General features: G+C 38.1%; 13 protein-coding genes and 1 tRNA gene. 6 read left to right on the top strand and 8 right to left on the bottom strand.

All coding sequences use genetic code 11. The features are described 5' to 3' along the window. The first annotated feature begins 21 nt into the window (after window positions 1-21). The 5 genes from rfbB (at window position 22) to KIM67_RS00835 (ending at window position 3,702) form a co-directional block, all read left to right on the top strand. On the top strand, window positions 22-1,062 hold the full coding sequence (rfbB, locus tag KIM67_RS00855; protein ID WP_213829486.1) for a dTDP-glucose 4,6-dehydratase: 1,041 nt from the start codon (window positions 22-24) through the stop codon (window positions 1,060-1,062). Window positions 1,063-1,102: 40 nt separating this feature from the next. Next, entirely contained in the window at window positions 1,103-1,963 is an 861-nt protein-coding gene (gene rfbA, locus KIM67_RS00850) for a glucose-1-phosphate thymidylyltransferase RfbA (RefSeq protein ID WP_163416622.1), read from the top strand. 3 nt (window positions 1,964-1,966) lie between these two features. Next, on the top strand, window positions 1,967-2,515 hold the full coding sequence (rfbC, locus tag KIM67_RS00845) for a dTDP-4-dehydrorhamnose 3,5-epimerase (protein ID WP_213829485.1): 549 nt from the start codon (window positions 1,967-1,969) through the stop codon (window positions 2,513-2,515). Between the two features lie 15 nt (window positions 2,516-2,530). Beyond that, window positions 2,531-3,403 carry a dTDP-4-dehydrorhamnose reductase gene (rfbD, locus tag KIM67_RS00840; RefSeq protein WP_213829484.1) on the top strand — a complete coding sequence of 291 codons (873 nt, stop codon included), beginning with the start codon at window positions 2,531-2,533 and terminating at the stop codon, window positions 3,401-3,403. 161 nt (window positions 3,404-3,564) lie between these two features. Then, the gene (locus KIM67_RS00835) at window positions 3,565-3,702 is read left to right on the top strand and encodes a hypothetical protein (RefSeq protein WP_163416619.1); all 138 of its coding nucleotides are present in this window, start codon (window positions 3,565-3,567) and stop codon (window positions 3,700-3,702) included. A gap of 58 nt (window positions 3,703-3,760) precedes the next feature. Here the strand turns inward: KIM67_RS00835 and KIM67_RS00830 are convergent, their stop codons facing one another. From KIM67_RS00830 to KIM67_RS00810, 5 genes are all read right to left on the bottom strand, one after another. Continuing rightward, window positions 3,761-4,861 (bottom strand): DUF4407 domain-containing protein, encoded by a 1,101-nt coding sequence (locus KIM67_RS00830; RefSeq protein ID WP_213829483.1) that lies wholly within the window; start codon window positions 4,859-4,861, stop codon window positions 3,761-3,763. Between the two features lie 142 nt (window positions 4,862-5,003). Then, window positions 5,004-6,734 (bottom strand): M56 family metallopeptidase, encoded by a 1,731-nt coding sequence (locus KIM67_RS00825; protein ID WP_213829482.1) that lies wholly within the window; start codon window positions 6,732-6,734, stop codon window positions 5,004-5,006. Between the two features lie 2 nt (window positions 6,735-6,736). After that, window positions 6,737-7,102: a BlaI/MecI/CopY family transcriptional regulator gene (locus KIM67_RS00820; RefSeq protein WP_213829481.1), complete on the bottom strand. Its 366-nt coding sequence runs from the start codon at window positions 7,100-7,102 to the stop codon at window positions 6,737-6,739. Window positions 7,103-7,253: 151 nt separating this feature from the next. After that, window positions 7,254-7,730, bottom strand: coding sequence for a hypothetical protein (locus KIM67_RS00815; protein WP_213829480.1), 477 nt, complete (start codon window positions 7,728-7,730; stop codon window positions 7,254-7,256). A gap of 22 nt (window positions 7,731-7,752) precedes the next feature. Next, entirely contained in the window at window positions 7,753-9,147 is a 1,395-nt protein-coding gene (locus tag KIM67_RS00810; RefSeq protein WP_213829479.1) for a dipeptidase, read from the bottom strand. Between the two features lie 110 nt (window positions 9,148-9,257). Here KIM67_RS00810 and KIM67_RS00805 point away from each other — a divergent pair. Continuing rightward, window positions 9,258-9,339: transfer RNA gene (locus KIM67_RS00805), tRNA-Leu, on the top strand. A gap of 194 nt (window positions 9,340-9,533) precedes the next feature. Here KIM67_RS00805 and KIM67_RS00800 read toward each other — a convergent pair. The 3 genes from KIM67_RS00800 to KIM67_RS00790 are packed head-to-tail and all read right to left on the bottom strand — an operon-like array spanning window position 9,534 to window position 12,250. Continuing rightward, complete coding sequence (locus tag KIM67_RS00800; RefSeq protein WP_213829478.1) at window positions 9,534-10,661, bottom strand: DUF5700 domain-containing putative Zn-dependent protease; 1,128 nt, start codon at window positions 10,659-10,661, stop codon at window positions 9,534-9,536. A gap of 11 nt (window positions 10,662-10,672) precedes the next feature. Continuing rightward, entirely contained in the window at window positions 10,673-11,590 is a 918-nt protein-coding gene (locus tag KIM67_RS00795; protein WP_213829477.1) for a phosphate/phosphite/phosphonate ABC transporter substrate-binding protein, read from the bottom strand. Window positions 11,591-11,611: 21 nt separating this feature from the next. Further along, complete coding sequence (locus KIM67_RS00790) at window positions 11,612-12,250, bottom strand: class I SAM-dependent methyltransferase (protein ID WP_213829476.1); 639 nt, start codon at window positions 12,248-12,250, stop codon at window positions 11,612-11,614. Window positions 12,251-12,300: the final 50 nt, after the last annotated feature.

Here is a 12,300-nt window from a genome sequence, read left to right as displayed (position 1 = left end):
AGTAATACGAAAATAATATCCATGATACATGTTTTGGTTACTGGGGGAGCGGGATTTATAGGCTCCAACTTTATTCCTTATTTCTTAGAATTAAATGCGGAAATCCATTTGGTCAATATTGATGCCCTCACCTATGCCGGTAATCTTGATAATCTGCATGAGGTCGATGGGCATGATCGATACACTTTTATTAAAGGGGACATATGTGATAGAAAGCTTTTGGAAAAGATTTTCGAAAAGTACGACATCCAAGGTGTGATTCACTTTGCGGCCGAATCCCATGTAGATAATTCCATAACCAATCCAGATGCTTTTATGCAGACAAACATTTTGGGTACATTTAATTTGATAGATGTGGCCAAAAAATATTGGATGATAAGTCCTGGGGTATATAAGGGGGCATATAAACACTCAAGGTTTCATCATGTTTCTACAGATGAGGTATACGGTACGTTGGGAAAAGAAGGTCTTTTTATGGAATCTACTCCTTATGCTCCAAATAGTCCGTATAGCGCTTCAAAGGCTTCCTCGGATTTTATCATCAGAAGCTACTACCATACCTATGGTATGAATGTGGTAACAACCAATTGTTCCAATAATTATGGTCCAAAGCAACATGATGAAAAATTAATTCCGACCATCATACGAAAAGCCTTGGCAGAAGAACCTATACCCATTTATGGGGATGGATCTAATATAAGGGACTGGTTGTATGTTTTGGATCATTGTAAAGGAATTGCCTTAGCCTATGACAAAGGTGCATCAGGAGAAACATATAATATTGGTGGTAGGAACGAACGAGACAATCTCTATATAGCCCAAACCGTTTGTAACATACTAGACAGAAAATACCCAAGAGGAAAAGACACCTCTTATAAAGACCTGATAACGTATGTTAAAGATAGGGCCGGACATGATTTTAGATATGCCATAGATGCATCTAAAATTGAAAATGATTTAGGCTGGATGGCAGATGAAAATTTTGAAACAGGTATCGATAAAACAATAGATTGGTATCTAAAGAAGTTTGATGTAAACAAGACAAAAAGTTTAGTCCAGTAATTTTGGACACCATATCCGTATAGGTTTTAAACCAAGAAAGATGAAAGGAATAATTTTAGCAGGAGGCTCTGGAACAAGACTACACCCTATAACATTGGCGGTCAGTAAACAGTTGATGCCAGTGTATGATAAACCAATGATATACTATCCTCTTTCGACGCTTATCGAATCAGGTATTTGGGAAATATTGATCATTTCAACACCTCACGATTTACCCATGTTTCAGCGATTGTTGGGAGACGGGAGAAAATATGGCTGTAAATTTGAATATGCAGTTCAAGAGCAGCCCAACGGATTGGCAGAAGCTTTCATCATTGGAGAGGATTTTATAGAGAACGACAAAGTAGCTTTGATACTTGGGGATAATATTTTTTATGGAACAGGTTTGGAAAACCTGTTGCAATCCAATAACGACCCAGATGGAGGTATTATTTACGCTTATCACGTAACTGACCCAGAGCGGTATGGTGTGGTTGAATTTGATGATTCAGGCAAGGTGACATCCATTGAGGAAAAGCCAAAAAAGCCAAAATCCAATTATGCTGTTCCCGGAATTTATTTTTATGATAATGATGTGGTAGAGATAGCAAAGAATATTCAACCCAGTAAACGGGGCGAATTGGAAATAACGGATATCAACCAAGAATACCTTAAAAGAGGAAAGCTGAAAGTGAGCATAATGGATAGGGGTACAGCTTGGCTGGATACAGGAACCTTTCAATCGTTAATGCAGGCTTCCCAGTTTGTACAGGTCATAGAAGAAAGACAAGGATTAAAAATCGGTGCTATAGAGTCATCTGCATACAAGATGGGGTTTATCACAAAAAGTCAGTTTAAAAAATTAACCGAACCATTTTTGAAAAGTGGTTACAGTAAACGATTGCTAGAAGCTTTGGTATAGACTATGGAAGTATTTAAAACAGCAATAGAAGGATGCTTTATCATTGAACCCAAGGTTTTCGAGGATAAACGAGGGTATTTCTTTGAAAGCTACAACCAAATGACATTTGAATCATTGACCGGTTCAAAACCATTTTTTGTACAGGACAATGAATCTTTCTCTTCTAAGGGCGTATTAAGAGGGCTTCATTTTCAAAAAGGAGAACATGCACAGGCTAAGCTAGTACGTGTTCTGGACGGAGAGGTTTTGGATGTTGCCGTAGATATAAGACCCAACTCCACTTCGTTCGGGAATGTAGTTTCCACGTTGTTATCATCGAACAATAAAAAGCAAATGTTCATTCCTAGGGGATGTGCCCATGGGTTTGTAACGATAAGCGATACCGCCAAGTTTTCTTATAAATGCGATAATTTTTATAACGCTGCATCGGAAAGTGGAATTATTTATAACGACCCAACGTTCAATATAGATTGGATTTTAGCAGAGGAAGATTTGATCATCTCAGAAAAAGATAAATTTTTACCTGTTTTTAAAGAAGCAGTTTCCCATTAATTTTAGATACGCATTATGAAGATATTGGTTACAGGAGCAACTGGTCAATTAGGAAGTACCTTTAAATCGCTCATTGCTGAGGGGCACACCAAGAATCTTGATTTTGTACTTAAATCCTCCCAAGACCTGGATGTTACAGATTTTGAAGCGGTTAGGGAAGAATTGCTTTCTTCGGATTATTCCTATTGCATTAACTGTGCAGCATTCACAAATGTAGATAAAGCAGAGGTTGAGACGGATTTGGCCTATAGCGTCAATGTGACCGGAGCTCGAAACTTGGCAATAAACTGTAATGAGAGCAAGACGGTTTTGATCCATATTTCCACGGATTTTGTTTTTGATGGATTTTTGAGCACCCCTTATGCAGAAGATGATATTGCCAGGCCCATTGGGTTTTATGGTGATACAAAGTATAAGGGCGAAAGAGCGGTTATCGGCAATTTAGAAGAACACTTTATCATAAGAACCTCCTGGCTGTATTCAGAATTTGGGAATAATTTCTTGAAGACTATGGTTAGATTGGGGAATGAACGAAAAGAACTATCCGTTGTCTATGACCAAGTGGGAACACCAACATATGCTTTGGATTTGGCAAAAGTTGTACTTCACATCATCAAGGCCCATAGTATCGACTACGGGGTTTATAACTATAGTAACGAAGGTGTGGCCAGCTGGTATGATTTTGCCAAGGCCATATTCGATACCGCTAAAATTGATATTGAATTAAAACCGATTCTCTCCAAAGATTATCCGTCTCCTGCAGAACGCCCAAAATTTACGGTATTGGATAAATCCAGAATAAAAAACACTTTTGGTTTGGCAATTCCACACTGGAAGGATAGTTTAAAAGTGGCCCTGTCCAAAAAAGACGTGATGAATCATTCTTAAGACCTTGTTTTAGCCCTTCAAAAAAACATTCTCTTTTTTAACGTATGATTTTTAAAATTCGACGATAGTTTTTGCTTGCTCGTCTTTACCTCTTTTTCCATTTGATGCCTGTACTATACATTTGAAGTATAAATCAAAGCATAACCCCAAAATCTGACATCATGAAAAATAAGAAAGGCCGCATAGTTTATTTCGGATTCGCAAAATTGGACTTTAAAACCGACTCCTACCAACTTTGCGATATACAGCTCGAAAAAGAAGAAATGGTAATCAATCTACACACTCCAATAGTGCTATAATCAACTACAATCAGCTTACATTCTAAAGTACTTGTGTTAAAGGCACATCAAAGAAGTTTTAAAGGCCTTTTACTTGAACTTTATGAAAAGAATCGGCCTGTAACTTGAGCAATTCCTCGGCTTTTTCTTTTTTATACCGATATAGTTCTTCCTCGGTTTTAATATCCTCGTAAACCTTTTGATTGAGTTCACCATCGGTAGCGAACAATAATTTACGTTGGGCCACTTTCTGGGAAACCCAAGTGGCGACCACACTTTCCTGTTCTTCAAATTTATAGTCATACTCCCCTTTTTGAGCTAGAAGTTTCACAATAATTGGTGTCGTTTCTATGGCCAAAAACAGGAGGAAAATAAAAAAAGAAGGTAACCACGGCAGCTTTTCCAAAGCATTTATACGAGCCATAAGTCCATCAAAGCCATCGATTGTGGGTTGCGAACTGTCCACTGCCGCTTTGTAATCTGTTCCTAAACTCGCAATCTCATTTTCTAAGCTGATGATTTTTTGTTGATTGGTCTCCTTAAGTTGAGAAAGCTCCTTAAGATATGCGTCGTGCTTTTCACGCTTTTCTTTATATACAGGACCTTTGCCCAATAAACCTGTTCCTGCTGTACCTTCAGCTTCTGAAATATAAGTGTCGTACAATGCATTGGTTTCAGCTTCTTTAGTTGCTATTTCATTTTTTAAACTGGCAATCTCTTGATTCAGATTTTCGATTTTTGGATTGTACTGTAAAGCAATTTGTTCTTGATTGGCCAGTGTCATTTCATTTTTCTCCTCCAACAAGACCTGATTGATTTCTTTTTCGAAGATTTTCATTTCCAGCGGCTTGGAAATAACGACGGCAATAATCAGCGCAAGAATTATTCTCGGAGCTGCCTGAAAGAGTTCACTTTTAAGATTATCCCTTTTCTTTATGGTTGACACAATGTACCTATCAAGATTAAAAATGAGAAGCCCCCATAATAACCCGAAAAAAACAGCGGTGTAGATGTTGTCAAAAACAGTGTATAGTGCATAGCCGCTGGCGATAAATGCCATGACTGCAGTAAAAAAAACAGTTGCTCCTATGCCTGCATATTTGTTGCGTTCCCCATTGGAACAAGTTTTCAGGATATCAGTGTCCGCCCCTGAACAGAAGATAAAGAATTGTTGTAACATGATAGTGCTCGTTTTGGTTTGATCCCTCGACTACGCTTGGGACTGATTGACTATTAGAACGCAAATGCTGTTGATTTGTTACAAAAAAGCCTTCTAAATGAAGGCTTTAACAGTGATTTGTGATTGATTTAGGCGTGCAGCATCAAAAATGAGTGTCAATTTTAACAATAGGGGTTTTGTTATCGGTTTTTTCAATACTGATACTTAGATTCTTTTCCTTTTTTAAGATTTTGATAGCTTCATCAGAAGTTACTTTTTTCCCTTTGTAAAAAAAGATGGCACCTTGCTCTGCCATTTCGGTGGCGTGCTTTAAAGGGGTTTTTGGCTCTGGTGGTAAAGGAGGCATTGGTGGCTCCATAGCTTTTTCATGTGCTCTTATAGCAATTTCTTGTTCTTTTAGTGCTTTTTCGTGAGCTCTCATGGCCTTTTCATGCTCTTTCATTGCAAGCTCCTGTTCTTCCAAAGCTTTTTCCTGTTCCTTCAAAGCGAGTTCTTGTTGTTTTAATGCAGCTTCCAGTTCTTCTTTTTGGGCATTGCTTGCCGTGGATGTTGTTTGTTGCATCACAGTCTCCGTTATGGTTTCTCCATCTTTGACCACAACGCTGTAGGTTTCTTGGTTCTTTATGGTTTTCTGTACATGCTTCTCAATGACGTCTTCTTCGATATCTATATGATCAGGCGCCTTTGGAGGGCTGGGAGGCTCAGGAAATTCTGGAAAAGGCTCTGCATCCTCACGTTGTTTGTCCGACATTAAATTATATATATACTTCAGTCGGTCAACCTCTTTTGTTTTAATATGCATATTATCCTTGGGCATAGTATTGTATTTCTTTGCCAGTTTATTGTATTCGGCCATTTGCGCTCTAGAAGCACTTTGTTGTGACTTCTGATTGGAAATACCATAAATTTGCCCCTTGATCTCAAATCTTTTATATGTTTTTCCCGAATCTGGTCGGGTTCCCAAGATGATTTCTTCATTAGTATTTGGTGGAGCCAAGGTCTTTTTTTCGCTAAAACCATAAAGCAAAAGCGTTGTAAGGGGTACGATTAGCAAAACTCTAATTAAAATTGATTTTTTGGACGTGTGTGTTTTCATGATTTTAAATCGTTTTTTGATTGATGAATAATTGATGGCATTTGCCATTTTGACTGACTGATATTTGTGCAGACTATCGTTTGATAAGTACGATAGCAGTGTGTTTTGATACTCGTTGGTTGAACTATTCTTTTTTAATACAGCACTATCTGCCAAGAATTCATGATTCAGTTTTATAGATTTTTTAAAGAAATATAATAGTGGATTGAACCAAAACAGAACATGTAGGATTTCGATAAGGAGGACGTCTATACTATGTTTTTGTTTTGCATGGATTTCTTCATGTAACAATACTTCACTGGGAATTGTTTTTGACTCAAAATCCAGCTTGTTCAAAAAAATATAATTGAAAAATGTATGCGGTGTAAATTTCTCCAGCAGCAATACATTGATAGTGAAGTGTTGTTTTACTTTGGGATTATTACTAATTCGATTTAAAATTTGAAAAAGATTCCTGAAAAAGCGAAATACAAAACCAAGTAACCCAATACTATACACAGACCACCAAACTAAAGACCAATTGATAGTGTTCATATCATTGGGCAAAGGTGCTTCAACAACCGTTGCTGTGCCATTTATGGGTTGAACAGCTATCGAAGCTGTTATGGGATCTACATACTCTACAAAAACAATACTTGGGACTATAAGAGAGAACACTAGTGCCCCTAGTAGATAGAACCGCTTAAATACATGCATGTTTTCTTTTTCCAATAGAAGTTTGTAAAAGAATAGGAGAATTGCCATGCAGGCACCAGATTTTATAAGATATGCTAACATCGTTACTTCTTTTTGATTTCGCTATCGATCAACTTCTTCAGTTCTTCAAGTTCAGATTTGCTAAGGTTGGTTTCTTGAGTAAAGAAAGAAGCAAATTGTCCTGGGCTGTTATTAAAGAAATTTTTAATGAGACCGTTCACATGTTTTGAGAAATAGTCTTTCTTCTTTACTAAAGGAACGTATTCACGCGAGCGTCCATAACTTTTATAGGTCACAAAGCCTTTGTCGGTCATCCGTTTTAACAATGTTGCCACTGTGGTGGTGGCAGGCTTGGGCTCTGGATAAGCATCAAGTAAATCTTTCATAAAAGCTTTTTTGTGCTTCCATAAAATATTCATGAGTTCTTCTTCCGATTTTGTTAGCTTCATTTTCTACACTATTAGAAATAGCTCTACAAATATAGAATAAAATATCATTTTCTACAAATGTAGAGGTTGTCTTTTTTAAATTGAGTAGGGAAGTTTTTGATTTAGTAGTACCTATATCAGCAATCCTAGAATGAAAGCTTAGATGATTAGGTTACGTATCTTGAATGCCCGTTGTCTTTGTTTTTTTCATCATAATATTGACCAGAATACCAATGAGCACTGTGCCTATTGCAGCGTAGATTGCAGAGAAGACGAGTGGAAAAAAACGAAACATTAGTACATCTAAAACACCCTTAAGCGTGAAGGGTGGGGGAGCATCTTCATATATAGGGATACACTCACCAAACCAGAGGTAACACAAACGATTTCCTAACATTGTAAGGGCTTGCCAGAAAAAAGGGGCCGATAATCCGACCGGCAAACCTGCCAAAATAGGTGTAAAATAAATAGAGTTATTCGGGATGCTATCAAATAGCTTCCAAAAAATAAAACTCGAAAAAAACATGACCAAAAAGCCGGTCACCAGAATTACAATTAAGTTCGAAAACTCAAAATAGCCATACCAATAGTAATTGTAGGCAACCGCTGCCAGACCGTTGAGCAGTGCAAAAAGAAATGCTTTCGACATGTTAAGGAACTCTGGAAAAATTTTATTGACCGCTGTTTAATTCGGCAAAGTACTTATAGAAATATGGAATGGTTTCAATACCCTTTAAATAATTCCATACACCAAAATGTTCGTTGGGTGAATGAATAGCGTCACTATCCAGTCCAAAGCCCATTAGAATCGTTTTACTTTTTAAGACCTGTTCAAATAGCGCAACAATGGGAATACTACCACCGGTACGTTCTGGTATGGGTGTTTTTCCAAACGTAGTTTCATAAGCCTTGGCTGCTGCCTGATAACCAATGCTGTCCATATTGGTAACATAGGGCAAACCTCCGTGATGTGGTGTGACCTTGACCTTAACACCTTCTGGAGCAATAGCTTCAAAATGTTTTTTAAACAACTCGGTAATTTCATCTGGTTCTTGATGGGGTACCAAACGCATTGAAATTTTCGCATAGGCCTTACTGGCAATAACAGTTTTTGCACCTTCACCGGTATAGCCTCCCCAAATGCCATTAACATCTAACGTTGGTCTTATCGAATATCGCTCAGAAGTGGTGTACCCACTTTCTCCATGGACATCCCCAATATCCAGTGCTTTTTTATAGGCTTCTATATCAAAAGGAGCTTTTGCCATTTCCGCACGTTCCATATCGGAAACCTCTTCCACCTTATCGTAGAAATTGGGAATAGTAATATGGTTGTTCTCGTCATGTAGTGATGCAATCATCTTGTTGAGCACGTTTATTGGATTGGGTACCGCCCCGCCGTATATTCCTGAATGCAAATCTCGATTTGGGCCGGTAACTTCTACTTCAACATAACTTAATCCTCTTAGCCCTGTAGTAATGGAAGGTACATCATTGGCCATCATTCCCGTATCGGAAATCAAAATGATATCATTGGAGAGCTTTTCTTTATGGCCTTCCAGGAAGTCCGCCAAGCTATCGCTTCCCACTTCCTCTTCCCCTTCTATCATAAATTTGATGTTGCAAGGCAACACCTCGTTTTTGATCATAAATTCTGCAGCTTTCACGTGCATATACATTTGACCTTTGTCATCACAAGCACCTCTGGCAAAAATTGCTCCCTCAGGGTGTAGTTCAGTTTGCTTGATGACTGGCTCAAATGGCGGAGAAGTCCATAATTCCATAGGATCGGGCGGTTGCACATCATAATGTCCATAGACCAGCACGGTTGGTAATTTAGGGTCGATTATTTTTTCACCATATACTACGGGATATCCTTTGGTTTCACATATTTCTGTTGAATCGCAACCAGCATCTTTTAAGGATTGTTCTACCATGTTTGCAGTCTCGATTACATCTTGCGAAAATGCGGAATCAGCACTTATTGATGGTTTTCGTAATAGCTCTAAAAGCTCGTTGATAAATCTATCTTTATGTTGGGAAATGTAATTTTTTATCTGATCCATATGGTTTTTTTAAAAGGAGTTTAAAATTACAAAAAGAACTTTTTAAAAAGAGTGTATTTGAGAAATGAAAAATTGATTTATATTTGCAGCCCGATTATTCGGGTCAACAAGCGGGCGTGGTGGAATTGGTAGACACGCCAGACTTAGGATCTGGTGCCGCGAGGTGTGGGAGTTCGAGTCTCCCCGCCCGCACTACAAGAGAAGAGCCGAGATTTTTAATCTTGGCTTTTTTGTTTGGGTACAACATCGGTATAGCATTTTACCTTCTTCGTATGCTAGTATTGATTGGATACAATTGTATTTAAACTGAACCAAATTATATCGACATAATGTAAAAGTGGCTGTGAAGCCTTTAAAAAATTCATTTAATAAACTTTAGGAAGAAGTTATAGAATTTCCATAAGCCAATCACTCAGCAATATTTTGCCGTCAGTTCTTTCATTGAGTTGCCGAACAGCTTTATTGTAGTATTTTAATAAGAACCTTGGGTGCTCCATGACATAAAAGAGCTCCCTTTTTCCAAAAGCTTTGTATATCGCTCCAAACAATTCTGCACCCAAAAAATAGGCTCTTCCCTTTTTTCCTTGGAGCCAAAAAGTGAGCATGCGCTCCCTGACATCTTTCTGGGAATATGTGCCATCATAAATAGCTTTCATATCACCTTCAAAAGCGTTAAACAATTCACTTTCTTTTAGTGTATAACCACGCCAGATTTCCATAATTTCAGCATCAGTATTTTTGGAGCGCCCTTCGCTGATTTTATCCACAAAACCTCCTGGCATATTATCCACAAATTTGCTTGCCGTACCCTCGGCTACAAATATTTGCAAAAATGAATATCCCAAAGAGTCCTTGGGGTTTTTGAATTCAGGTGCTGAAACCTTTAACCCCAAGTGATGGGATTCGTGTGCTATCAAGTCTACCAATGATTGTATGTCAATATTGCCGTTCACATCAGTTTTTAACTGAAAAAAATCATAGCCTTGATTGCCATTGATGGCAAATGCGTTGCTGCCCCCATTGGGATGTACGAAAAAGTAAAAGTCTGGAATCTTCATGGACTTTGGCAACCACTTTTGGGCATTGGATACTCCCTCTTGAATCATCTCATCAAGCGCTGCTTCTTCCAACATGGAAAGATTCTTCTTGAATGTTTCAATGTTGTCAAATGCGTTTTTCCAGTATGGAAACATTGCATCTGCCCTTTGATTATCACCTAATTTATACTGACTTGGAAACTTTAATGAGAGTATCATTCGCTTAAAAATTTCCTTCGGTAAATGGTTTGGTCTCCAATCCCTGTTATAATGTTCAAACATGACCTTGTATGGTCTTGTGAGCAAGACGCTATCCAATGTCTTTTCTATGGCTTGTTTCGGAAGGTCTGACTGTAATTGCTCCAATACTGTCAACATACCTGTGCAAGCTGTGATGTCCGTCTCCACTTTCTGGGCAAACCCGTTTGGCGTATTAAGAGAAAGACAAAAAAATGATATGAAGATGATTTTTTTCATTGTCGAAGTCCTTATTGTTTGAGCAATTCCAAGATGTCCAAAAGATCTGTGCTGTTATTATTGATTTTCCTGAAATCGTCATAATAACTATCCGTAACGGGATGGAACCTATCGGCTTGTTTTGCTTCGGACCATCCTTTTTTAATGGATTCCAGCGCATTGGGATTTTCTTCGTGAAGGTTTAGTAGCAGGTCGGTAATCTTTTTCTTTTCTCTAGCAGATAGTTCACTGTTTATCAAAACAGGGCCTAAAGGAATTTCCTCGGAAATCCATAGAATCTTTGTTTGTTCCAATAGTGCTGTATTATCTTCAATCTGTTTGTAATATTCATTACTGCCTATGGCACAAACATCAGTTTCCTTTTTTAGCAATTTATTGAAGGTCGAGCTGTGATTGCCTCCATATTTCACTTCTTTGAACGTAATTTCCGGAGATTTAATACCGATTGAACTTAATAGAAGTCTGGGCACCAAATTACCCGATGTGGATTCTTTGTTCACGAACATTATTGATATACTATCGGCATCGTTTTTTAAAACGGTCAAATCCTTTGCACCAGTATTGTTGGTCAATAGCACTGTCTTGTAATTGTCCACTGCATTCTTTTTTACCATCAAAGCTGCAATGGGCTCCATGGTATTGGTTCTTAGACTGAGCTCCAAATACCCTAGTGTGTTAATCAGTGCCACATCTACATCATTGGATTCTATCCCTTTTACAAAAGATGTCACATCTGGATAGCTTATGGTCTCGACCGGTCTTTCTAGGAGTTCCTCCAATTTTTTCGATAATGGCCTTAGATTGTCTATTCTATCATTAGTGGCGTACGTGTACGTTGCCACCCTTAGGGTTTCAGTACTTTTTTTGCACCCTGTTTGAAATAAGGAAATGTTGATTAGAAGCCCTATTATGATTCGCGTTCTGTTCATATTTTGATAGTTTAAGTTCAATTATTTAATGGCCTTCCCCCTTATCTGTGGGATTATGGGAACGAATGGGGAATACAAATTATAGCGCTCCAGTTCCAACCTACTGAATCCACTTCTCTCCAATAAGGACGCCGTATCTCTATTAGTGTGACAACCTTCAAAAAACCAATGCCATGGTTTGTGTATCAGGTTCTGTATGAAACCAAGAATTGAATTTTCCCGTGCGTTCACATGTTCAATAAAGACAAATTCACCCGAAGGCTTCAATATTCTCTTTATTTGATGCACACATTGCAATGGATTTTCAACCGTGCAAAGCACCAAAGTGCTCATAACGAAATCACAGGAGTTGTCGGGAAGATCGATTGTTTCACCGGTCACGGATTTAATATTGAGATCGATACCGTACTTTTTGGCACTTTTTCTCAGGTTGGCATGCATATGGATATTTGGCTCTATGGCAATAAGCTTGGTCCCTTTTTTCAAATACCTCATGTTCGCCCCTGCACCTGGGCCTATTTCAACGACAGTATCAGGATGATTTTGAAACAATCTTCTTTTCGATTTCCCCCATAGAATGTTCATGTAGCCGGAGATGAAATAAAAAAACCACGAGTTGATAGGCCCTCGAACGGCATTGTTTTTAAAATTGTTGCTCATTATATTTTTTTTAATTGGTTCAAAATGTAGAATGTATAACTTCAAAAAAG

Origin of the sequence: Flagellimonas sp. 389 (genome assembly GCF_018449435.1) — a bacterium.
Taxonomy (GTDB): domain Bacteria; phylum Bacteroidota; class Bacteroidia; order Flavobacteriales; family Flavobacteriaceae; genus Flagellimonas.
This window is presented reverse-complemented; position numbering and strand designations above follow the sequence as displayed.

Excerpts from the sequence above, each read along its gene's own strand:
- KIM67_RS00790 (WP_213829476.1), bottom strand. The coding sequence starts at position 12,250 with ATGAGCAACAATTTTAAAAACAATGCCGTTCGAGGGCCTATCAACTCG.
- rfbB (WP_213829486.1), top strand. The coding sequence starts at position 22 with ATGATACATGTTTTGGTTACTGGGGGAGCGGGATTTATAGGCTCCAAC.
- KIM67_RS00795 (WP_213829477.1), bottom strand. The coding sequence starts at position 11,590 with ATGAACAGAACGCGAATCATAATAGGGCTTCTAATCAACATTTCCTTA.
- KIM67_RS00830 (WP_213829483.1), bottom strand. The coding sequence starts at position 4,861 with ATGTTACAACAATTCTTTATCTTCTGTTCAGGGGCGGACACTGATATC.
- rfbD (WP_213829484.1), top strand. The coding sequence starts at position 2,531 with ATGAAGATATTGGTTACAGGAGCAACTGGTCAATTAGGAAGTACCTTT.
- rfbC (WP_213829485.1), top strand. The coding sequence starts at position 1,967 with ATGGAAGTATTTAAAACAGCAATAGAAGGATGCTTTATCATTGAACCC.
- KIM67_RS00800 (WP_213829478.1), bottom strand. The coding sequence starts at position 10,661 with ATGAAAAAAATCATCTTCATATCATTTTTTTGTCTTTCTCTTAATACG.
- KIM67_RS00810 (WP_213829479.1), bottom strand. The coding sequence starts at position 9,147 with ATGGATCAGATAAAAAATTACATTTCCCAACATAAAGATAGATTTATC.
- KIM67_RS00820 (WP_213829481.1), bottom strand. The coding sequence starts at position 7,102 with ATGAAGCTAACAAAATCGGAAGAAGAACTCATGAATATTTTATGGAAG.
- KIM67_RS00835 (WP_163416619.1), top strand. The coding sequence starts at position 3,565 with ATGAAAAATAAGAAAGGCCGCATAGTTTATTTCGGATTCGCAAAATTG.
- KIM67_RS00825 (WP_213829482.1), bottom strand. The coding sequence starts at position 6,734 with ATGTTAGCATATCTTATAAAATCTGGTGCCTGCATGGCAATTCTCCTA.
- KIM67_RS00815 (WP_213829480.1), bottom strand. The coding sequence starts at position 7,730 with ATGTCGAAAGCATTTCTTTTTGCACTGCTCAACGGTCTGGCAGCGGTT.
- rfbA (WP_163416622.1), top strand. The coding sequence starts at position 1,103 with ATGAAAGGAATAATTTTAGCAGGAGGCTCTGGAACAAGACTACACCCT.